Origin of the sequence: Paenibacillus guangzhouensis, from assembly GCF_009363075.1 — a bacterium.
GTDB lineage: Bacteria > Bacillota > Bacilli > Paenibacillales > Paenibacillaceae > Paenibacillus_K > Paenibacillus_K guangzhouensis.
Map to the genome: position 1 here is coordinate 2,108,026 of NZ_CP045293.1, position 23,336 is coordinate 2,131,361.

A 23,336-nucleotide genomic window follows, 5' to 3' on the forward strand; every position below is an offset into this window, starting at 1 on the left:
TGGTATGTTATCGTGTTTAAACTTCACGATCTTCCTTGCTCTGCAATTCGAGCAACAGCCCAAATAAATCCGACTAATTCTCGCGCAACGGCGCCGATGGCAACATTTTTATGTTTGCTTTTTCCGAATACAAGTCGACGGTATTTATTGTGCAATCTTTCTTGCGCTTTCCATGACAGTAACTGTACTTCGGCAGGCAGTCCTTCCAATCGCTTGGCAAGATCTCCTTTAACAGCAGGCCGGTGCCGGTAGCTCCAAGCCGACTCCACTAGCGTACGTCGCAAATGTCCATTCCCTGCTTTAGTCATAGAGCCTCTTCGTGTTGTCTGACCTGACGAATATTCACGAGGAACAAGTCCTAAATAAGCCATGAGTTGCGTAGGCGAACGAAATCTCTCGAATGATCCGATTTCTGCAGCAATTGTAATCGCTGTTATATGCGCAACACCGCGTAGTGATTGCAGAATCTGAATTACGGAGGACTTCGCGCCTGTCGTAGCTTGTTGGAGAAGTGCATTTTCTAATCGACCGATCCGATGCTCGATCTCTTCGAGTGCATGAAGCATTTCCGTAAAGACAACTTCCATAGCTTCGTGCTGGAATGTTAGCGCTGCGAGCCAGACGCGATACTTCTTTGTCCAGCGTCGTTGAATTGACTCTGGTGGATGAATCTGGTGCCGCAACAGAAATTTAAGTATCCGTTGACGAGCACGATGCGCATCCTCCCTAGCAGCTTCGCGGGAACGAACAAGGTCCCGCAGCGCTTCGTCATCACGTGTTGGTACATGAATAGCCGTCAACTCGCCAGCACGAAAAAGACGAGCAAGCTGCTCTGAATCCCGACGATCTGTTTTGACATGGTCACCCGGACGTTTTGGCATGAGAGAGGGTGCAATGACAATGCAGCTCGCACCCATAGATTCGATCCAACGCTGCGTTTCGTAGCCTGTAGGGCCTGCCTCGTAGCAGAATGCAAGAGAGTCCGCGGGCCCTAATTCTTTTATTAATTTTCGAAGAGCGCCAGGGGTATGCGCAATAGTGCCATAGTAACGTGGGAGTTCACGGCCTGGATCTGCAATGGCTACTGAAATTTTTTCCTTTGATACATCTAAACCGATAAACTTTGTGACATACTGCATAGTAACAGCTCCTTTTGCTTTGTAGCTCTGAAATGGTTTGTACTCCTACTCTCCATTTTTAACCTACGATACTAAGCAAATACGGGGCTGCTTTACGTTCATCATAGCTAGCAAAACGCGGCTGCCGATATATGTCGGTAGTCGCGTTTTAGTTTTTTTTCCTCTTCTTTGAATTACTTTCAATGTATCTTTTTTCACAATTCTTCTTTCAAGATAGCGTATTGATAGGTATCCTGCCAGACAGGCTGTCCGTTTCCTGTTGTTTTAAAAAATACTTCCTTCATGAAAATTCCTTCACGGCGCATCGATAGACGTTCTAATAGTCTCCATGAAGCTATGTTTTCAGGGTTACATAAAGCTATCACCCTATGTGCTCCTAATTCTTCAAAGCCGTACTTTAATATCCTTCGGCAAGCCTCTGTCGCATATCCTTGTCCATAATATGAAGGATTAAAAATATATCCAATCATCCAAGTAAGGAATTCTCTCGGCTCTTTCTGACTAAAATATATATGTCCAATCATTTTATTAGTATCTTTCAAACATACAGCAAAAAAAAGGTTATCCTTTGATCGTTCCTTCGCTATACTTTTGCATTCTTCTTCATTACTTACCGTTCCAGGCTCATACTCAAGAACACTTTCTTGAGATAGATATTCATGCAAATCCCTCCAATCCTCCGGTTTAAACTGGCGCACTACTAGCCTTTTTGATTCTATTAATATCATATTTTACAACTCCAGTTTATTTAGAATACTTATTCATAAGAAAATAAACGCACCAAGATACCTCTATTGACCTCCCCTTCTGAGTAAGTATTTAGGCTATTTCAGATAACGTCTTATTCACGAACTTCGTAAATACATATGTAGGATATTCGAGAAACTATTGAACTATCCTGCCAGTTAGTTAAGAAAAGTCATTCGACACAAAACGCCGACTGACTTCAAAAAGGCTTCATTGACCTATCGAGTCCCGTTAGTTGGTAGTAAGTGATTTGGCAAGCAAACCGGAAGAGAAAGTTGCATCATGCATTACACCAACTCCTTTATAGTTTTCCTTCCATCCCAGACGGTACTTTCGACTTCGCTCGCAATACGGAGCTTAAAGTGATACATATTAAGGCAAGCGCAGTAAATAGAATTCCGCCCAATACGATTTCCCCTGTACCAGAGATAGCGATCAGCCAGCCTCCTACGGCCGTTCCGATTGTGACACCAAGATTTGAAAAGGAGACGAACAGACTATTTGCAAACTCCGGTGCTTCGGGTGCTTCCGAAGTAAGCCAGATTTGACTGACGATAAGCCCACTTGTATGCACAGCTCCCCACAGTGCAACAATGCCGATAAGCCATAGTAACGATGCACCTGCATATTGAAGAAGCATGTAGCACATCGCCATAACGATTGGATAAAGCAGCGTCGTTCTCTTTAGATGCTTGCCGAGTAACTTGCCCGCATACCAGTTGCCTGCCACACCGCTGGCGCCAAAGACGACCAATAAGCTGGTTTAGGCGAAGTACATGCTTTATAAAAGTTTTTCAGTCTTATAGTCATTTAATTTGTTTTCAATGTAATTCCAAGCATTATTGAGATTTCTAAATACCCAACCTATATCTTCAATGTATTTTATGCTTTCAATCCCTAATAAGAGCGTCCTAATCGCTTCCTCTGATTTATCTCCCACAATTAATGAAACAGGAAATGGTATGTCGCTGTACTTATCATTCCCAATAGAAAAAATACTTTCAATTCGATCTCCCCAGTCATAAGTCAGATCCCTTAAATCAATTATAAGACCTCCTGGTTCCCAGGCTTCTAAAACGGCCTTTCCAATTGCAGTCATATACGCAGCATCAGAATTACCATCAGAACCATATCCGTAAATACCAGTAAACTTTAATATCATAATTTCTAAATAATCTACTGTATTTGAACTTCCAAGATGTACTTCGTACTGAATACTACTTAGTTCTTCTAAGCTCTTTTGCTCAGTTTTTATTTTCATATGATCCTCCGTGATATCCTTCAAGTTCATTTCGCCTAACGTCTTACTCACGAACTTCGTAAATAATTCCATATTTAGGGTATTCGCGAAACTTTTGAACTATCCTGCCCGATAGTTGAACAGGCAGCCAATAATGCTGGCTGCCTGTTCATCATGTCGTGTCTCGTTAGCTTAACAAAAGCATCAACGGCTGCCTATAAATTTAATATATTCGAAAGAATGCCCAAACAACTGCTGTGATTGCAATTAATGCAGCCATTGTCACAAAAGTATAATAACCGGCTTTAGTTTTTACACTGCTCCGTTTGTCATAAACCTGTGGCTTTACCCCCAATCCAAGCCACAAATCCCCCACAAGACTCACAACGACTATTGCGAAATTTTTGATAAGTTTCATGTCACAGCGCTCCTTTTACAGAACTATTTACCAGTATCTATATATTACCACATATTGGAACTACACTGTCCGATCGAGTAGGAGGCTACCCATTAGTTGAGTAGCCGGCCTCTCACACCACCGTACGTACCGTTCGGTATACGGCGGTTCAACCGTTTAAGTGCAATTGACGTAGTCGCTCGTACTGCGCAGGGAAGTCATAATACCCTGCCTGTGCGAGCTTTTCATTTGTAATAGAGCGATGCAGTATCGCGCATCCAGCAATTCGCCAATATCCCAATCGAGTATTCCCCCATTGGTATGCTTGCCCCTCCGCTACCCCCAGCTTTCGCAAGTTCTGTACCTTCGTTCTCGGCTTCTTCCACTGCTTCCAGATGTACATCCGCATTCGTCGTCGTAGCCATTCATTCCAGCTTTGCAGGATTCGCTTCATATCGGCTACGTAAAAGTATCCGATCCATCCGCGTATGTAGACCTTTACGTTCTCCATAACCTGTCTAGCATTCCTTCCTTGGCTTCGGCTTGTTAGCTCTTTCAGTTTCTTCTTCGCCTTTGCTAGAGATTGCCTATGGGGGCGGATATAGACACCGCTCCCCTTCTTCCCTAGAGCATAGCCAAGGAATTTAAAGTGCTTCTGGGCAAGTACGCTGACGACCTTACTTTTCTGCGCATTTATCGTGAGCTTCAGTTTGTTCTCTAGGTACTTTCGGCTCGTTTCCAGTATTCGGATCGCTGCTCGTTTGCTTCTCGCTAGCACCACGATGTCATCCGCATAGCGAATGACGTTAACTCCTCGACTTTCCATCTCCTGATCAAATTCGTTCAAATAGATGTTTGTGCTAGAAGTGGCGACAGTGGGCCTCCCTGCGGGGATCCTTCTTCCGTTTCGCGTCGTACTCCGTTTTCCATAACCCCACTTTTTAAGTATTTCTTAATCAGGTCCGTTACACGTTTATCCGTGACCTGTTTGCGTAGAAGGTTCATTAACAGCTCGTGGTTCAGCGTATCGAAGTATTTGGAGAGGTCAATTTCTACCGCGTAGTCATATCCTTGCTCCGCATAGCTTTTCACTCTCCAAATTGCCTGCTGGGCGCTCCGTCCCGGACGGTAACCATAACTTCCGTTCGAAAAGAGCGGTTCGAACATCGGTTGCAACTGCTGAGCAATGGCTTGCTGGATAATGCGATCCACCACCGTAGGAATACCGAGCTTTCGCACGCCACTCCCATCCGGTTTGGGGATTTCTTTGCGCCGTACCGGGCTCGGTTTGTATCTCCCAGCCCGGATACTTTGTAGTAGTTCGTCTCTATTTTCTTGCAGCCACGGAAGTGCCGCCTCGACGGTCATTCCGTCAATCCCTGGCGCTCCATGGTTGCTCTTGACTCGCTTGTAGGCTTTGTTCAGGTTGTCCCTGTTTAGTATCCTTTCTAGCAAGTCCATTGCACCGTCTCTTTCTCTGCTTTCCCGAGTATCGATGCTCCGCGCTCCTGCATACTCTTCGTGTTCCACACTATCCCTTTGCAGGCAGCCCTTTCGGTATTCTGCTTTCATCGCACCAATTCTCCTTCGAGTAGGTATTCAAGACTTACGATTGTTCAGCCCTTTCCGAGAAAAAAAACTTCCCGGTACTATGGCCTCTGCTGACTTCTCACAGCAAGCTTTACTCCGTCGTTCGGATTTTTTTCCTACTCCACGTCTGTGAGATCTCCCCGGGTAAGAGCGATAACCTTCCCCTCATCTATCTGCCACATCTACATCATGGGATTCGTGTAGTATTGGACTTTGCTTTGGTAAGCAAGCTCGTCCGTCCCTTGATGCCTTCTATATGATTTCTGTTCGTCAGACCGAGGGTTTGCCTCCGGCTTCCTTCAGATTCCGCCTCACGGTGGACACCCTTGCCTTTAGCTAACAGTTCCTACTGCCAAGTCTGTAGCGGACTTTCACCGCCAAGTTATCGCCCATGCCGGGCGCACTTAGCGAAACGCGGCTGCCGATTTATGCCGGCAGCCGCATTTTAGATATTAAGCTATAGTGTCCCGTTAGTTCAATAGTCACCATTACTTTCAATGGTAATATTCAATTTTTTTAGCATTACATTGACCACATTCAGCGCTTCATTTCGCTGTTTGTAATCCGAAGTACAAAATCTAATCATTTCTAAATCGTTATCTATTTGTTTTATGTCTTCTGCGATATCGTCAGGTACTGCTATCCAAGATAAATGATGCTGCAATTCAGCGATGCTGTACGTACCTTCAATAAACTTACGACAAGCTAATTTGAACTCGTAAAGACTGTCGTCATTAATCGGCTCCCAATCAGGGTCTCTTTTGTCTTGCTCTGCTGGCTTCCTAACAAATTGGGTTGCCGTTTCCTCACAAGCGCCATACAGTAGGTAATTCTTTTGCGCCTCTATCAATGGTATCTTATTGGCTCCTAAATCATATTCATTCATTTTTTGAAAAGGGTCATCTTCCCAATAACATACTGGACAAATGTCATAATCCCCGTCACTGTCTATCGTTTTGTAGCCGCAACAGGGGCATGTATACTTTTTCACAGTACACCTCAAATACTTTTTTCTTTATCATAAAACACCCAACCTCTATTTGCACTAAACTGCCCGTTAGTTGAGCAAAGGCAGCTGATCTATATGATCGCTGCCTTAATTGTCGCATATTGCTCTATCGTGTCCCGTTAGTGCAATGCCCCAAATTTTACTATAATACGATTTCTCCATACTGATTAGACTGACTCCATTCGCAAGGAGTCAGGTTTTCGAATCAAAGTTATAATTTATACTTTAAATGTGGTTTGTTTCAGTAAAAACTATTTCTGCTAAGTCGGAAGCGATTTTTTCTTTTGGAGTAATCGATAAATTACTTAGAACAATGACGACAACATTTTCGTCAACGTAACGGTTAAATTCAGATTTAAATCCATATATGCCGCCACCATGACCAATACGTCGTTTGTTGGTATCTCCAAATTTATCGTCTGCGATAAACCAACCATACCCATAAGAGGCACTATACTGATAAGAAGTTACATAGGGGTTATGCATCAAATCAACTGAGGCAATATTAATAATTTTGTCCGTGTATAGTCCACGATCGAATAAATATAGATCCTCAACGGTTGAATAGAGGCTTCCACCACCAGTTGGGATGGACATGTCAATAAACTCGCAATTTACAACTTTGTGGTTGTCTATCTCATAACCGGAAGCTCTATTTTTTAGGATAGTTTTATGGTTATCGCAACCACTGTTAAGCATATTTAAGGGTGTAAAAATGTGTTTTTGTAAAAAAACATCGAACGTTTCTTTTGAAATATATTCGACGATGTGTGCCAGCAATACGTATCCAGAGTTACTGTATTTAAATTGATCTCCAGGTTCATATTCTAACGGAAGATTTTTGAAGCGATTCACGGTATTTTCTGGTCTGGATTGTATCCCTTTGAATTCAGCGTAATCTGGAAGTTGTGTAAAATTCGGTATGCCAGAGGTGTGTGTTAAAATGTGATGTATTGTAATTTTGTGGCCGTTTGGGTAGTCGGGAAGGAAGTGATCAATAGGATCATGTATGCTTAGGAGTCCTTGTTCTTGTAACAGTAAAATTGCAATGGCAGTAAAGGGTTTGCTTGTAGAACCAAGTCTGAATTTAGTCTGAGGGGTATTTGGGACTGCGTGTTCAAGATTTGCCATTCCGTATCCCTTATTGAGTATAACTTCTCCTTGCTTGGCAATAAGGATAGAGCCGCTAAAATGACCTAACTTGGTTTGATATTCCATGTAGTCATGTGCCCTAGAATGGGTTTCACTTACTAAACTTGTCACTAAGCAACCAACTCCTTGATTTGAGTTTCCGATCAAAGCTATTCTACAGGGTAAATATGGTAAATTAAATTCTTATATTACAAATTTTTTTATGGTATAATATATGTAGGGAAAAGGTTCCGCAAGGAATTCTTATCCCTATTTTTCTTCGAATTTTTTTGGAAACTTGCCGTTACAGACAGCGCAGAGAATCATATCATAAATCAATTCATAAGCGAATCACTAATTCTAACTGCCTACCACGCTATACTGCCCATTAGTGAAACGCGGCTGCCGATCGTGCCGGCAGCCGCGTTTTTAATGAAGCTATAGTGTCCCGTTAGGTTAACAAAGTATCGATTTAATATCTATTATTTAATTGAGCTCCTCAGCTAGGAGTGAATATATGAGGGTATCGGTAAATAAAGTGCCAAAAGAGTATGCCCTTAACAGACCTTCATTCTTAAAATTACATTTTTCCAATAAACTTATTGACGCATTATTTTCGGGCATTACCATTGCTTGAATACGATGCAATCCTAAATTATTAAACCCAAAAGGTATTATGGCGCCTAATGCCTCTAACATGAAGCCTCTTTTCCATTGTTCACGCGATAGGTTATAACTGATATTTGCCATTGACCCTCTTACAAAGTTACCTAATATACACGTACCGATAATCTTATCAGTTCCCTTTTCAGATATTCCCCAGACAATCATTTCTTTTCTCTTAAACGCATTACTAAAGCGTACAAAGGTGCTTGCAACTGTCTTTACATCTTTTGGACAATCATATCCCCAAAACATTGTTACTTCCTTGTTAGAGAAATAATTAAAGTAATCTTCTGCATCCTCGGATTGAAGTTCGCGCAATATTAAACGTTCTGTTTCGATAATAGGAAACTCTTGAAATGACTCATTAAAACTCATTTTTTATCTTCTCTCCATCCCATGAAAAAGTTCTTCCAGCACGCCAATAATAATTCTACAGATATTTCAAGTTATCCTGCCCGTTAGCTTAACGCCTCTGATCAATCTGCATCATTTTATTATTGATAATCGTCCTCATTTACGTAATACAATATATGCTCTTGTCTTCAATCGGCAAACGATATATGTTCTTGTCATTCGTTTTTGACAAGAACATATATCGTTAAAACAAAAAAAGCCGTTAATACGCGGCCAACGAGGAGGAAATTCATGTTCAATAGAAAAATATCCACCCTGATCATTTCAACGGCTCTGCCGACACGGCCCTGTCTGAAGGCTATTAGATTAGGATTCATATAAAAAATTAAAGGGCACCCAAAAACAAGGTGCCCAGAGTCTCATGGAATGGAGTTAGCTAAGTGTCGCACATCAAGGGAAAATTTACCACTAGTTTCCAAGTACTTCGAACTCGTAAATTCTGGCTGCTCCGTTGCCGTTCTGTTCCGCTTGCGTCACATATAATCGTACATACCGAGCCGTGAATGAAGCTACTTGACGAATTGTCTGATTGGCTGTGTTGCCAGTTACTGTATCAACATCTATCCAATTTGTACCGTCCGTGCTCTTTTGCAACTTGAAATTACGAGTATTATAGGCTGAAGTCTCACCTCCTGCTCCGGCATGCTGCACTTCCCAACGACTGATAGTATGCGAGGCGCCCAAATCGACACTAAGCCACTTGTCTCCAGAAGCGTTGCCGCACCATTTCGAGTTGTTGGTTATCGCGCCATCCACACCCAACGTCGGAGTCTCACCGGAAACGTTCCCATTAGAACTCGCAGTTTTATTTAACGTCAAATTAATAATGAGTCCGTCGGGTGGAACTACCTGCATAAGTACTGCGCCGCCGCTGGCTCCCCAAGATGAAGTCGTGCTTGTTGTCAAAAATTCCGGGAAATGATGGTAGGTTATACCTAGGGAATTACGATGATTATACACGGTATTTGCATTGTTTTGCAGCCAACTAATTATATCGCTCAGGTTGTATTCTACAGCGAATCTTGCGGCGTAACGCGCAAAGATGCCCTTGAATCCCGGCTGGTCAGGCGTTGCTTCTTCGGTACGCAACACATCAGTACCCGGAGCGGTCATATTGTTCTTTGTAAAATTTGCCGACAACAATGCATCGTTATAGTATGATGTCGTTCCAGTTTTCTTATATAGCAGATGTGCCAGACCGATAAAAGTTCCCTGATTATACGTATAATTGGTATAGTCTATAGTGCCGTCCAAATTCTTGTTATCCCCGACGCTGCCTGTGGATGTGTTAAACAACGTACCGCGCAACCATGTGTAAAGAGTAGAGGCTTTCGTTAAATAAGTGCTATCGTTAAGCGCATCGGACAGAAGCACTGCGGCAATTCCGGCAGGCGCAACTATGCAAGTGTTCTTTTCATGTTTTGAAGTGTTCCACCAAAGCCCTCCTCCAAGCACCGTATCATAGGCCCGAGCCCACACCTGATCAAAGATCGACTTCGCTTGCGTCCGATACTTCGTATCGCCTGTAATTTGATAAGCACGAAGAGAAGCGATCGTCATCCATATCATGTCGTCATTATAATCGCCAAAACCAGGAATCGAAAGCCAATTTGTTCCCCAACGGGCCACAACACCATCATAGAGATCTATTACTTGTTGCTTGTAAGTGTTGCTATGCGTTCTGTCATAAGCATCTTCGATAAGTTCAATTATTTCGGCAGTTTCCCAAAAGGAATTAATGAGACCATTACTACCATTTGTTTCTTTAAACTGTTTGGAAGTTGAATCATAAAATTGGTTGTTGAAATTAGTGATGACGCTATCCGCTTCATTTGCAACGAATGCATTCGCATTCGTAACTGAAGCTGACGATACAACCAACAGAGAAGTCATACCCGCAATAACCAGTTTGCCAAGCGTTTTGAAATGGTCACTCATTTTAAACTCTCCTCCTCAAAATGGGGTATTGATTTAAAGGGGATTCCATAATTCCGCTTCAATGACGCCGGAACCCCCTGCGATTCAAAATGATTGTTAGTTAGCGCTGGCAATCACGCTGTTAATCCCTGTTTCCATTTTTTCCAAATCTCCAATTGGCGCTTTACCGTCAATCACGTTCTTAAAGGTAGAGTCAATGAACGGCGTCGCTTTAGCCGCCCACGTCTCCATGAAGCGGACCGGTTGCTTGTCAGCTTTGAGCATGTAATCGATCGCAGCGCCCACATCTTCATGTCCCGACTCTTTCAATTTGTTATAATAAGGCTTCGAGGAAGGTGCGTATGCCGTCGGAGCGACAGGGAAATTGACGAGCGCTTGTTCATACATTTGCGTGCTCACGAATTTAATCAATTTATAGACTGCTTCCGGGTTCGCCACTTTGGCAGGGCTTGCGAAGCCAACCGCATCATAGGTAGCGACCGGCTTATCCACGATCGGGCTGGCGACATAGCCGAAATCCAAGTCTTCGGCATTGCGGATGAAATCGTCAGCAAACCATTGACCCCCTCGGAACATCGGTGCTTTACCTTGCTTGAACAAAGCCGCGAACTGATCGGTCGGCTGATTGAAAGGCGCGATATATCCCCCAGCTACGCCTTCCCTATACATATTGACGAGATCGATAAACTTGTTACTGACCGTTACCTTCTTCGCATCGGTGATGGAATCAGCAAATGGCGCATCGCCCGAAGACACGGAATAGTTCGAAAACGCGAACGGATCGTTCTGAGAGTCATAGAATCCGAACATGCCCGGTTTTGCCAGCTTCTTTGCAGCGTCCAACATCTCTTTATAGGTCCATCCGTTCTTTGGCTCCGGAATTCCCGCATCTTTGAACATTTTCTTATTATAGAAAATGCCATACGTATTGAGTAGCCCCGGAACGCCGTACAACTTTCCATCTACGAGCCAGTTGTCGATAATGCCTGGATAGAACTGATTCGAGAAGTCTTTATCCTGCTTGAATTTATCCGTCCAGTCGTACAGTTGCCCCTTCTTGCCGAAAATGAGCTCAGTATCATTGCCGGTGTAGAACACATCAGGTGCTTTATTGATCGACAGCAATTCATTAATCTTGTATGTATAGTCCTTGAGCGGTGATGGAAGAACCTCGACCGTAATGCCCGGGTTCTCCTGCTCGAATTTCTTCAGATCCTTCTTGAACTCCTCTGTGAAATCCGCACCTTCCCACGTCATCATGGTCAATTTGATCTGTTCTTTACCCAATTCTGCCGGGGAAGTTGAACCTGCCTTCTCCGGGACCGTATCAGATGGTTTCGAAGAACTACAGCCGGCCAGCAAGCCTGCAATCATGACACTTATTGCGATAGAACTAACCGTTACTTTCATCGCTTTTCTCATTTGAGAATCCTCCCTCCCTTAGGGTAATAAACACTTTGCTTGTGCATCAAATCCCCAGACTGCCGTTGCGCATGCCATAGTTTCAACTCTCACCTCCTTATCAAAGTCCTCGCTGCTATTTTAGACCTGCATTGTTCATAGAGCCGAGACCTTCCATGAAATATTTCTGGGCAACGAAGAATAAGATAAGTGGCGGCAGCATATACAAAAGGTTGGTTGCCATAAACAAATTCCACGTCGTCCCTGTCGCATTCACGAAACCGCCGATCGCCAACGATAACGTCCATAATTTCTGATCCAGAATATAAACGGTTGGATTCAAGTAATCTCCCCATGCTGTCTGGAACGAGAGAATCGCCATCGTCACGATCATTGGTTTCGACATTGGAACAATGATTTTTGTTAAGATTTGAAGATGATTGGCGCCGTCTATCTTGGCCGCTTCGTCATATGAGAACGGTATACTGCTGTAAAATTGACGTCCGAGAAACACATGGAAAGGGCTTCCAAAGAAAGCAGGCAAAATTAGTGGCCACCATGTGTCAAACAAATTCAACTTGGAGAAGATATAGAATACCGGAATCAAGCTAACTATCGGCGGTAAAATGAGACTGCATATGAACAAATAAAACCATAAGTCGCGCCCTGGGAATTTGATGCGAGTCAGTCCGTAGCTGATCAGTACGGAGCTAAGCACCTGCCCAACCGTTACAGAAACGGATATGATCACAGTATTCATCAACGCACTTAAAAAGTGAATTTGTTCAGCGCCTTTCCAGAAGTTGCTCCACCGGAATTCGGTCGGATACCATTCCGGCGGTACTTTGAAGAGTCCATCGCTATTTTGCAGCGCAATCGTTAGCATCCACAAAATGGGATACACCATCGACAGCGCAGCAATCAACAGAACAATGAAGCGTATTGATCGAATAGTGAAGCTCTGTGGCATTCTACCTCTACTCTCCTTACCCATTAATTATTCATTGATAATGCACGTAACGATTAAGACGGAATGCAAAGATCGTAACGATCAGAATAATCACTACAAGCACCCATACCTCCGCCATCGCATAACCGAAATCATGCCCGCCGAACGCTCTGCGGTAAATATCGAAGTTCATTAGATTGATATTCGGATTCACCGAATCCTTACTTCCATTCAACAGAGCCGGCTGAATGAAAGCTTGAAACGCATTAATCAAGCCAGTAATAAACTGCAGCAGTAAAATTGGGGTAATCATCGGGATCGTCACATGCCAGAATCGGCCCCATTTTGTTGCGCCATCGATCTGAGCCGACTCGTAGATATCGTTAGGAACCGATTGCAGTCCACTCAAGAAAATGATCATGTTCGCACCAACTCCCCAAAGCATCAATATAACCAAGGACAAAATTGCTGTCTTCGAATCGTTCAGCCAATCGGGTCCCTCGATGCCAAACACACGCAGAACGTTATTAAGCAATCCGTATTGCGGTTGATAGATGAACAACCACAACGTCGTCGAAGCGACAGCGGGTAGAACGACCGGCAAATAGAACAGTGTACGGAAAATTTTAACTCCAGCAATCGGTTTGAACAGCAACAACGCCAACAGAAGCCCGAGTACAAGTCCGAGTGGAACACCCAATCCTGCGTACAAGAATGTGAGTCGGACCGAGCTCCAGAATAATGGATCAACCGTAAACATATGCACATAGTTTTTCAGACCGACAAATTTTGGTGTATCGAACCCGCTCCACTCAGTCATCGAATAGTACACGGACGATAGCAGCGGGTAAGCTACAAAGGTGAGAAAACCGATGATCCCCGGCAAGATGAACAAGTAGCCAATCCGGATTTCATTATGACCGCGACGGGACGCTCGGGTGGATACTGGCTTCATGCAAACTTCCCTCCTCTTCTTGAAAGGCCCACTTCCATACAAATTCGCCAAACAGGCTATTGGCTCAAGCGAACCATGGTCGAGTAAATGTCTTAGGCTGCTGGGGATCAAAACTCTCGTGCATAAACCCCGTCTCCGCTGTCGTCTGGAGTAGCATTTGGATGATTTCGTCTCGCTCATCTTGATAGACCGACGTAAGACCCTGTATAATGAGCCCGATATGCCAAACGTAACCTTCCGGCGTGTGCGGTGAGCCTACCCCCCGCGCATATTTGCCTTCATAATAGTAAGGGTTATTCTGGCTCAAAACGAAAGCGCGAGTATTCCGATAAACCGAGTCATCTGCCGCCCGATAGCCAAGATACGGAATCGACAGTAGACTGGGCACATTTGCATCATCCATCAAGTTGTAGTTGCCGAATCCGTCTATCTCGTAGGCATAAATCGGACCATGAAATGGATGGTGAAAGATGCCGTAGGTTTGAATACCAAACTCGATTTCGTCTCGAAGTTGCCTTGCATAGGACTCTAGTTCAAAGTCAAGGTAGATTTCCGTCGCAAACTCAATAATGTGCCCAAGTACGACCACGGCAAACATATTTGCCGGGACTAGGAAGCCAAATTTGCAAGCATCGTCACTAGGCCGGAATCCGGACCATATCATGCCTGTATAGTTCGTACGGGTTCCTCTCCCTCGGAACGGAATCGTATCCGACGGCAGCACGCGATGCTCTGCGCTTCGTTCGAAGGAATATGGCGATTTCTCATTATGATGCTGCTCCGTCTGCATTGTTTGCACAATCAGACACAAAGCTTCATGTAATGTGTCATTGAACAGCTTCGTGTCGCGAGTTGCTTCCCAGTAATCCTTTGCCAATTGCACCGGATAGCATAATGAATCGAGCTCGAATTTACGTTCCCAGATGTGTGGCCCCATCTCCGTAATATCTGTTTGATGTCCAGAGCCGTCCGGCTCTTTATTGAAGGCGTTTGCATAAGGGTCAAGCAAAATATACTGGGCTTGCCTATGAATTAACCCCCGAATCATTCTCTGCAAATCCTCATCTTCCCGGCTTGCTGCAATATAAGGCCTCACTTGCGCCGAAGAATCTCGCAACCACATCGCGGGGATGTCTCCGGTGATGACGAAGGTCGTATTGTCAGACAAAAGCTCAACGGTTGTCTCCAATGTATTCGGGTAGCACTTCCTAAACATCTCAACAAGCTCAGGTTGAGATGTAGAGAACTTTTTCTTGATCATATCGATCCTGTCATAGATCGAAGTGTACATGTTCTTCACCTCTTCGTATGTAGGTTTGATCCGATGAACAGATTGTATTACGAAAACATTTGGTATGTCAATATATTTATTCATAATATATTACAATCCAAACATATCAATACAAAATATCGTTGTAATATTTTCCCTCCTAGTTCCTAGATGTGTTCAGAATAACAATGCTTACAGTTCATATTGCAATCCTATAAATTAAATGGTATGTTTGGTATATTATAAATAAAGAAGGATGAATGAGATGAGCGTTACCTTGTATGAGAAAATATATCAAGCGATCTTGAAAGATATTAAATCAGGTAAATTAAAAGAGGGTGATCGAATCCCTACTGAATTAGAACTGGCCGAGCAGTTCAATGTGAGCCGCATTACATCGAAGAAAGCTCTCGGAATATTGTCGAATGCTCGACTTATCGAACGCCATCGAGGCAAAGGATCGTATGTCGCCAAGGTTTTGCCGGATCTGAATCAGCTGGAACTTTCTGAACCGCAACATGAAGCCCCAGAACCCCCTTCACATGACAACTGGAAGCTGATCGGCGTTATTTTGCCTGATTTTACTGAGTCTTTCGGCTCTAAGCTGCTGCGGGCTATTGAACTCAAATGCGCCGAGCGGCACATACGGATGATTCTTAAGCTCACGCACGACAGCCGGGAAGAAGAAGAATTCTCCATTCGTTCACTTGTGAAGATGGGCGTCGACGGTTTGATTATTTTACCTGTGCACGGTGAGCATTATAATAGTGAACTGCTGCGATTGGTGCTGGATGGGTTTCCTCTTGTGCTGTTGGACCGATATTTAAAGGGTATCCCCGCCTGCTCAGTTTGCACCAATAACAAAAAGGCCGCTTACGAGCTGACGCAGCTGTTGACCGATAGCGGCCACAGCCACATCGCTTTCCTGTCTACACCACCCGAGAACACGTCCACGATCGAAGATCGGATTCTGGGTTATTCAGAAGCAATGCTGCATAGTGGGGTCGGCGTCGAGCACCAATATATCAACACTGCACTATATTCAACTCTGCCGAACCATCAACACGAGGGGCATATTTTGAAGGACCAGCTCATGTTGAGAGACTTTATCGACCAGCATCCTCAGATCACAGCCTTTGTCGTGTGCGAATATTTGCTTGCCGTCAATCTGCAGAAAGTCATACAAGAAATGCAAACGACAAGAACATTCGAAATTGTATGCTTCGACTCCATGGAGCATCCGATCTCCAGCCCCTTGTTCAGCTACGTACGTCAGGATGAAGTGACGATGGGTCACCAGGTGGTGGAGCTCTTGAACAAGCAATGGGACAACAAAGAGGTGCCTACACTAAGCATTATTGAGCATTCGCTTGTTATCAAGAGCAACCGGTAGGCGGTTGCTCGACCTTAAGGAGAGTCCTCAGCCTCTCAACCGTCGCCCCTCTGGCAATGTACTTACCTCAAGAGAGACAGTTATGTTGCAAAAATATAATGTATAGAGTAGTTTCAAGCGCTGAGGATAATCGTTTCGCTGAGCAATCACTTAATCCGAATGATGATGATACAACGTGTGCTGCACAATATATGAAAAGAGATAGAACTGCCTTAAGTCCTGTAACTTAGTTGCTAGAATAATGTCGGAAGGGATATATTGGAGTATTTTAAAATGCTGATTAGTTATACAAATTAGACTATTTGAACAAACTTGATTATAGATGCACCTATAATGGATCAGTGGCAAATGTGGCTTGGTTAATATTATGGAAAAAGATACAATAATGATTTCAAACAATGATTAACATACAACTTCTAATTTAGAATGTTGGATTATTTTTCCTAATTTATATTGACGATTATCGTTTTCAAAAGGCTAGATAGACTTTGATTATTTTTAGAAGTAGCATTTAGCTTCTCGTATAGCAATATAATAAAGGTGTTCGCTTCGTTCATACACCTAGGGAGTCTGATTTCTCAATCAAGCCCTAATGGGAATGTTGCAATCCCTCCTTTGACTTCGGGCCAGATTGTCCCGAGCTATCTCTATCCAGATACAGAAATACCGCCCATTGTCCAATTAAGGCGGTATTTCTGTATCTGGTATATACCGGACTATTTACACTTCCTATAAAAAAGGTAAAGCAAAACACGGGTGCCAACCAACTTCTCGGGACCTGCGTTGTAGCTATTTATAAACTAATAGTGTCCTGTTAGTGTTTAACCCGCTTCGCCATGAATATATCTAAAGCCTGCTCAACATAGGTTTGTAATTTAAAGGAGAAGTAATGCCACCTGGTACCTCTTTCTTTTCAATGAACGGAACTAGAGTTGCTTTTAATTGAATCCGCTTAGTATACAAATAAGTTACATTTTTATTTCTCTAATTTTCACATTAATCTTAGGAATATAAATACTAGTCTTGCTTTCATATCCAGAGTCAGTGCCAATAAAAATCCAAAGATCTCCTTTAGCATTTGTCTTTATAATAAATGGGTTGTTTTTGTTAGTGAATGTTTTTAACTCATAGCTATCGTCATCAGACTTGAGTTTTGCTAAATTACCAAGTAATAATGAATTTTTGCCATCTTCGGATTGATCCCCCTTATCAATATTCATCAAATAAAAGCCTTCCTTATTTAGCTGGGGTTTAGGTTCTTGCGTTGTTACTCCCGCTTTCACATATACACTTTCCCCTGGCGATCCACCTACTCCTATAAGACCACTACTAGCGTTTGTAGCTATCTCGAAGTCAAATGTCACACTATAGGTGGTATTTGGTTTTAATTTTGAACCTTTGAGTAAATTTTTCTTCACAAACATAAACAAGTCATCACTACGGTTAACACCACTTAAAAAAAGCGCTTTATTCTTATTGTTCAGCTCTTTAGGCATTGGCTTATGAGAATAATTAAGTTGATATATGGATTTGTCTTGTTCTGGATAATCCGCAAAGCCACCAATCCAACCGTCAGTATTTCCATTTAACTTAGAAGCAATAGTCAATTCTTTTCCTACTAGAAATTCGGATACTAATTTTATTTTTGAAACATTTGAATTGTTATTTAAAAGTTCAATCTCCTTCTTAGTTAGTTTTGCTGAAAATCCTTCCATGCCTTTACTATAAGTTAGTTCTTTATTAATTTTTCCGATATTCTTTTCTAGGGCTGCATACTCTTTTTCATCAACATGTGAATTGAAAGTAACAATACAAGAAAATTTGTCTGAGACTTTCGCATTTTTTAATTTCGCATACAATTCATTCGAAATATGCATTGGCTGAATAGAAACTTCATCCGAGGATTTTTTCTCAGCAAAAACGAGAGTATTCATATCGACGGAAGAAATTATTCCTCCAATTGCAATGGTAGCTGCAAGAGTAATGGCTATTTTTTTTCGATTAAGTAATTTCATTAATTTCTCCTACTTTCATTGTTATTTAAGATTTTGCAATATCCCGATGACTAATATATATACAATGAGCTATTTCTCGGATATTTACATTTAGATAATCGCTTGTCAATTCACTTTAAAATTAACTTCTGGGTATTTTTCGGACAGCTTTTCTAGGGCCGAAATATTCCCTCCCTGTTTCACATAGAGGTCAAAAAAAGCGAGACTGAATTCATTAATAATACGATGAACATAACGCGGATCTTCGCCCGGACTTCGTAATAATGGTGACATCAGATGAAAATCACTGAAGCTTGTATGATCCGTATTAGGAATGATCAACGACATGCCGCCACCAGCAAGCGCACATTTTTTGCGATGCTTCTCTTCTATAGAAAATTCATCGGAATCATCTTCACTCATCTCCGCACTCATGAGCAGAAACGGTTTGCCAATCCCCGATTCTTTAATCTTTGCCCCATATAACGTACCATCCATATCAATGGCTGCATTGATGCGGGAATCTTCCGCCAACATTTGGGCTGCGGTAGCTCCACCGTAAGAATGCCCGAACATCCCAATTCGAGAGGTATCGATTTTTCCTTTAAAGCGGTCGTCTAACCCCCCTCGGTTAAGCTTCTCAACTTGATCAAGCACAAAAGCGACATCATCCTTCCATAACTGAATATGGCGGTCTCCATCGGAAAAACCAGTAATATTAGTTGATTGAAAATAAGCGGTTCGACCATCTGGATAGACGGTAGCCGCAGCATTATAGGCATGGTCGATACATATCACGATATAACCCTGACTCGCTAACTCCTCGACTTCAAACGTGTTTTGATTACGAAAACCGTTAAAACCATGGGAGAATAACAAAACGGGATATTGTTTCTCCGCATTTGATATCCGGGCTTCTGTGAACGCATTCGTTTTCACCGAATCCAAGTGGCTAAAAGTGAATGCGGGGATGGACAAATCTCCTTCCAGCCCCTTTCCAACTTCACGTGCATTGCGGAGATAAGGCTCGCGATTCCCCTCTCCTTCATCGCCTGCCGGATAATAAATCTGGACCATCAGTTCACGACGATCTCTAGGATCTTTCGTATACGGTTGTTCCCGTTGATGATCTACCCAGTAAAACAGCGTTGTCCCGACCATAAACGGTCCGTTTGGCTTTGGAAGTGAGAACATTGGCATGATTGTAGGCAATGCAACCGCAACAGACAAATATATGCACAGTAACAATGTCTTAACCGTGATCTGTAGCCAATTCCTGACGTTTATTTTCCGTATTTTCAATAGAAAGCACACTGTCAATATAACTGGAGAAAAATATGCCGGAATCATCTGCCAACGATAGCCTTCAACGGTAAGCTGTACGATAAGCAAACAATAAGCAACTGTCATAGCGATGATAGACCAACGTTTTCTTCCTGTTTCTGTAAATAATATCCATGCCAGAAGAACGAAATTAACAATTATAAAACCAATCTCCCAAAATCTCATCGATGTCCTCACCTGTCTTCATTTTCATTATCAAAAATTTATATGTACTACCATTTAGTTTTTTTATCTTGAGTACTTGTACTTTTAGTACTACAAAATTATTTTAAGTACAATACTAATATATACGAATAACAAGCTGAGAAAAACGGCAACTTGAAGTATTGTTTTTCCCAGCTCTCTCGAAATAAACTTAGTCTTGCTTCACAATTCCATGCAATATGATATCTACTATCATTGAAAGAGATTGTTGTACTGTGATTTGACTGGAAGCTATATTACGCTGATCGAAAATCGATGTCATTAACAAATTGAGTGTTTGGATCAATGATGGAATATCCATCGGACGAAAATCACCACTGTGGATGCCTTTTTCTATAAGGCTAGTAATTATATCCCACTCGTCATTTATGGCTTGTTCCATTTCCCTCCAACGTTCTGGGTAGTATCGCCGGAGTTCGACCAGTAATCGTACGTAGCTGTTCTGAAAATCATGAGGTACAATCAAGAGTATACCTTTTAATTTTTCAGGTATGGTCAAATTTGAATCTTGGATAACTTCACGGAAACGTCTTTCGGTTTCTTCGTTTACTTGCTGTATCACATAACCTATAAGTTCATCCTTGGACGGAAAATGCTCATATAGTGTGCTTTTGCTTACACCTAAATCATGTGCTAAATCACTCATTGTAAATTTAATCCCTTTTTCATGAAATAGTACGATAGCAGTTTTGGCAATCCGTTCTTTCATCTCTATTTCACCTCTCAAAATAAGATCACACGATAGTACCGATAGATACCTTGCAGTACTCTGGGTACAATTTTAGTGTAACTCTTTATCTCTTTGAGGTCAAATGTGGCTGAGATTTGCAACAACATATAGGTTAGACGTTTTCAGCAATATATACTGCAGTCAAAAAATTTGAATTGACCCATTGTAAAACCTAACATAACAAGAGAAAACCATTTACATATATCTGAGAGAATTGTTAGCCTTTCAATTCTTTCACCATAATACGGTTGCCAAAAAGCTATAATTATAGATAAGGCTATTAACATGGGTGTTTGATCTGAAGTGTAACGATGAACAGAATGCAGCTCCGGCTAATGATATGATTAAGCCACATTAGGAGGACAGATTATACTAAACCCCATGCATAGAAATTTTATGAGTCGTAAGAGGTTACTCCTCACTGCTAAGTTTAAATTGATTAATGTTCTCTTTAAGGTTGTTGGCTGTTTTAACGACAGATGTAACTGTCTCTCCAAGTTTAGATACAGACCCCTTCTGGGTTTCTGCTGCCAGCATCATAGAATTCGCCTCCTGAGATGTAGCATAAGAGATTCCAGTCAAAGATTCTACAGATGCGCTGATTTCCTCAGAACTTGCAGCAAGTTCTTCTGATACACTACTTAATTGTTGGATCTCATCATTTAATAGGTTCATGTTATTTACGATATCAGTGAACAAGTCTTTTACGTCATGGATGAGATTTACACCATTATCTACCTCAGCTTTCACTCGAAGTACAGAGGTAGAAGATGCTTCAACATCTTTAGTAATGTTAGAGATGACTGTTAATATTTCTTCTGCTGCCGTCTGAGTTTGTTCAGACAACTTTTTAACTTCAATAGCTACTACTTCAAATCCTCTGCCATGTTCTCCAGCACGTGCAGCTTCGAGACTGGCATTTAAAGATAATAAGTTCGTTTGACTAGTAATATTAGAGATAACCGAGGCAAGGCTGTTGATATTCGAAGTGCGGTCTACTAAAGTACCTATATGTTCCATTAGATTTGACAGGGATGAAGAAATGTCACTCATTTGGTTTACGGTATTCCCAACTGCCTCGACACCTTGAGCGGCTTTGTAATTGGTAATGCTCGAAAGACTTCCGATTTCAATTGCACTGTTAGCTACTTCAGAGATACCGGTTGCATTAGCTTGTAATGCAGTAGACACCTCAGACGCACTATCTTTCTGTGTATTAGAAGACTCCGCAACACTATAACATGAATCCGAAATTATATCAGCTGATTGGTTAACTGCCTCTGTTTCAGTACTCAGAATATCCGTAACTCTGTTAAGAGTATTAACACTTCCATTAATCTCATGTCTTAGAACTTTCAAACGCTCTAGAAGAGATGAATAGGTTACGGAAAGCTCCCCTATTTCATCCTTGGAGTTTATAATCATTTTATCAACAGTAAGATCCCCCTTTGCTAGTCTTTGAAGTTTAGATGAAATCGAACGCAATGGAATAGCGAGGGTCAATTGAATTCTTAAAGAAAAGATCAACGCTAAAACCATTGTCACAATAATCATGGTCATTGTTATAATGATAGTATTTCTAGTAAGGGAAGAAAGCTCAGAATCATAAAGTACTCCCACTGCTTTCCAACCAGTCAATTCATTTGTAACGAAGTACAATGTTGCATCTTTACCATTTACTTTAGTGTCGATATTTCCGTGCTTAGAGTTAAGTTTCTGATAGTCATCCCCAATTAACTCTTCACCTGCTTTAATACTTGGATGCGCTAGGATTTTATTGTGGTCATCAAGGATATACGTGTATCCTTCTTCACCAATATTCATTTCATTAGCTACACTCGTAAGGTATTTAGATAGCAACAGGTTAACACACATGACCGCTTTGCCGTCATCAGTTGTTTTAGAAATAGATACCACAGTATTCTGAGATTCTAATGAAAAATATGGTTCTGATATTACCACGCTCCCTTTATTCTCAATAGCTTTGGTATACCACTCGTGCTTACGTGCATCGTAATCTTTTGCAAATTTTCTTTGTGGTTCCATGACAAAAGATCCATCTATTGCTACGAGCGAGATAACCTCTGTATCATCTTCGTGTACTGATTTAAACCGCTTGAAGAAAGATTGAATTTCTGGATTAGATGCCATATTAAGAGTAGGGTTCTGCACTAGTCCCTGATACATTTCTGGTTTAATTGATCTGGTTAGGATATCAATATCTTTCATAATAGGTTCTACAACTCGATCAATAAGAATATTCAAGCCGTGAACCTGTTTTTTAGCTGACTGTTCAATTTCATAAGATATTGCAGATTTAGATGTAGTATAAGATAGGAATCCTATTAAACAGCTTGGCAGTAAAACCATAAGCATAAAAATCAAAAATAACTTTCTACCAATACCTCGCCTAGTCAAAACACTAGTCATATTCTTTAACATCTTGATACCTCCGAATGTTAATCTTGATGAAGTTTTTTCTATTTCGATAGAAAAGCAACGCTGGACATTTTGCCGGAACAGTCACTTTATGAACTAAAATCTAATTTATTTTGTTTAATCAAATCAGCCATTCGTTTCTCCATGAGAGGAATAAATGGCTGTTTTCGGTGGATGATTTTTATTGAAAAAAGTTCATCTCGCTTGAAGAATTAGCCGCCTCAATGTAGCGCTATTTAGAAAATCCCATGATGGCTAACTAGTACTTTCAACTCCAGGAGGCTGGCTCTGGCGTTACTATCCTTAGCATTGACTAAAGGGATATGCCTTCATCTTATCTCTAGGTCAGTAGATCATATTTCTTTTTCCGGGCTCTAACCTAAACG

The 23,336-nt window shown here is 41.9% G+C and carries 19 protein-coding genes and 1 pseudogene; 1 reads left to right on the forward strand and 19 read right to left on the reverse strand.

Annotated elements, in window-relative coordinates:
* Positions 1–23: 23 nt before the first annotated feature.
* The 15 genes and pseudogenes from GCU39_RS09560 to GCU39_RS09625 all read right to left on the reverse strand — a co-directional run bounded on the left by GCU39_RS09560 (position 24) and on the right by GCU39_RS09625 (position 14,867).
* Complete coding sequence (locus tag GCU39_RS09560) at positions 24–1,139, reverse strand: IS110 family RNA-guided transposase (protein ID WP_152393301.1); 1,116 nt, start codon at positions 1,137–1,139, stop codon at positions 24–26.
* 194 nt (positions 1,140–1,333) lie between these two features.
* Positions 1,334–1,867 carry a GNAT family N-acetyltransferase gene (locus tag GCU39_RS09565; RefSeq protein ID WP_193726844.1) on the reverse strand — a complete coding sequence of 178 codons (534 nt, stop codon included), beginning with the start codon at positions 1,865–1,867 and terminating at the stop codon, positions 1,334–1,336.
* 320 nt (positions 1,868–2,187) lie between these two features.
* Entirely contained in the window at positions 2,188–2,640 is a 453-nt protein-coding gene (locus GCU39_RS09570) for an MFS transporter (RefSeq protein WP_152393302.1), read from the reverse strand.
* A 27-nt stretch (positions 2,641–2,667) separates the two neighbouring features.
* A complete protein-coding gene (locus GCU39_RS09575) occupies positions 2,668–3,147 on the reverse strand; it encodes a hypothetical protein (protein ID WP_193726845.1) in 480 nt (159 codons plus the stop codon).
* Between the two features lie 202 nt (positions 3,148–3,349).
* A complete protein-coding gene (locus tag GCU39_RS09580; RefSeq protein WP_152393304.1) occupies positions 3,350–3,544 on the reverse strand; it encodes a hypothetical protein in 195 nt (64 codons plus the stop codon).
* 148 nt (positions 3,545–3,692) lie between these two features.
* Positions 3,693–4,370 carry a group II intron maturase-specific domain-containing protein gene (locus GCU39_RS32255; protein WP_265333506.1) on the reverse strand — a complete coding sequence of 226 codons (678 nt, stop codon included), beginning with the start codon at positions 4,368–4,370 and terminating at the stop codon, positions 3,693–3,695.
* Complete coding sequence (locus GCU39_RS31905) at positions 4,367–5,095, reverse strand: reverse transcriptase domain-containing protein (protein WP_265333507.1); 729 nt, start codon at positions 5,093–5,095, stop codon at positions 4,367–4,369. The genes GCU39_RS32255 and GCU39_RS31905 overlap by 4 nt, the downstream gene beginning before the upstream one ends.
* A gap of 754 nt (positions 5,096–5,849) precedes the next feature.
* Positions 5,850–6,104 (reverse strand): annotated as a pseudogene (locus tag GCU39_RS31910) (CPCC family cysteine-rich protein); the annotation flags it as partial.
* Positions 6,105–6,347: 243 nt separating this feature from the next.
* Complete coding sequence (locus GCU39_RS09595; protein ID WP_152393305.1) at positions 6,348–7,385, reverse strand: serine hydrolase domain-containing protein; 1,038 nt, start codon at positions 7,383–7,385, stop codon at positions 6,348–6,350.
* A 354-nt stretch (positions 7,386–7,739) separates the two neighbouring features.
* Positions 7,740–8,294, reverse strand: a complete 555-nt coding sequence (locus GCU39_RS09600) for a GNAT family N-acetyltransferase (RefSeq protein ID WP_152393306.1) — start codon at positions 8,292–8,294, stop codon at positions 7,740–7,742.
* A 447-nt stretch (positions 8,295–8,741) separates the two neighbouring features.
* On the reverse strand, positions 8,742–10,271 hold the full coding sequence (locus GCU39_RS09605; RefSeq protein WP_152393307.1) for a glycoside hydrolase family 76 protein: 1,530 nt from the start codon (positions 10,269–10,271) through the stop codon (positions 8,742–8,744).
* A gap of 96 nt (positions 10,272–10,367) precedes the next feature.
* Complete coding sequence (locus tag GCU39_RS09610; RefSeq protein ID WP_152393308.1) at positions 10,368–11,693, reverse strand: ABC transporter substrate-binding protein; 1,326 nt, start codon at positions 11,691–11,693, stop codon at positions 10,368–10,370.
* A gap of 115 nt (positions 11,694–11,808) precedes the next feature.
* Positions 11,809–12,642 carry a carbohydrate ABC transporter permease gene (locus GCU39_RS09615; RefSeq protein WP_193726846.1) on the reverse strand — a complete coding sequence of 278 codons (834 nt, stop codon included), beginning with the start codon at positions 12,640–12,642 and terminating at the stop codon, positions 11,809–11,811.
* A gap of 31 nt (positions 12,643–12,673) precedes the next feature.
* Positions 12,674–13,576 carry a carbohydrate ABC transporter permease gene (locus GCU39_RS09620; protein ID WP_152393310.1) on the reverse strand — a complete coding sequence of 301 codons (903 nt, stop codon included), beginning with the start codon at positions 13,574–13,576 and terminating at the stop codon, positions 12,674–12,676.
* A gap of 64 nt (positions 13,577–13,640) precedes the next feature.
* Positions 13,641–14,867: a glycoside hydrolase family 125 protein gene (locus GCU39_RS09625; RefSeq protein ID WP_152393311.1), complete on the reverse strand. Its 1,227-nt coding sequence runs from the start codon at positions 14,865–14,867 to the stop codon at positions 13,641–13,643.
* Between the two features lie 244 nt (positions 14,868–15,111).
* Between GCU39_RS09625 and GCU39_RS09630 the strand changes: the two genes are divergently transcribed.
* The gene (locus GCU39_RS09630; RefSeq protein WP_193726847.1) at positions 15,112–16,239 is read left to right on the forward strand and encodes a GntR family transcriptional regulator; all 1,128 of its coding nucleotides are present in this window, start codon (positions 15,112–15,114) and stop codon (positions 16,237–16,239) included.
* Between the two features lie 968 nt (positions 16,240–17,207).
* Here GCU39_RS09630 and GCU39_RS09635 read toward each other — a convergent pair.
* The 4 genes from GCU39_RS09635 to GCU39_RS09650 all read right to left on the reverse strand — a co-directional run bounded on the left by GCU39_RS09635 (position 17,208) and on the right by GCU39_RS09650 (position 22,953).
* A complete protein-coding gene (locus GCU39_RS09635; protein WP_152393313.1) occupies positions 17,208–18,254 on the reverse strand; it encodes a protease inhibitor I9 family protein in 1,047 nt (348 codons plus the stop codon).
* Between the two features lie 105 nt (positions 18,255–18,359).
* Positions 18,360–19,742 carry an alpha/beta hydrolase family protein gene (locus tag GCU39_RS09640; protein WP_152393314.1) on the reverse strand — a complete coding sequence of 461 codons (1,383 nt, stop codon included), beginning with the start codon at positions 19,740–19,742 and terminating at the stop codon, positions 18,360–18,362.
* Between the two features lie 190 nt (positions 19,743–19,932).
* A complete protein-coding gene (locus GCU39_RS09645; protein WP_152393315.1) occupies positions 19,933–20,490 on the reverse strand; it encodes a TetR/AcrR family transcriptional regulator in 558 nt (185 codons plus the stop codon).
* Positions 20,491–20,922: 432 nt separating this feature from the next.
* A complete protein-coding gene (locus GCU39_RS09650; RefSeq protein WP_152393316.1) occupies positions 20,923–22,953 on the reverse strand; it encodes a methyl-accepting chemotaxis protein in 2,031 nt (676 codons plus the stop codon).
* Positions 22,954–23,336 lie beyond the last annotated feature (383 nt).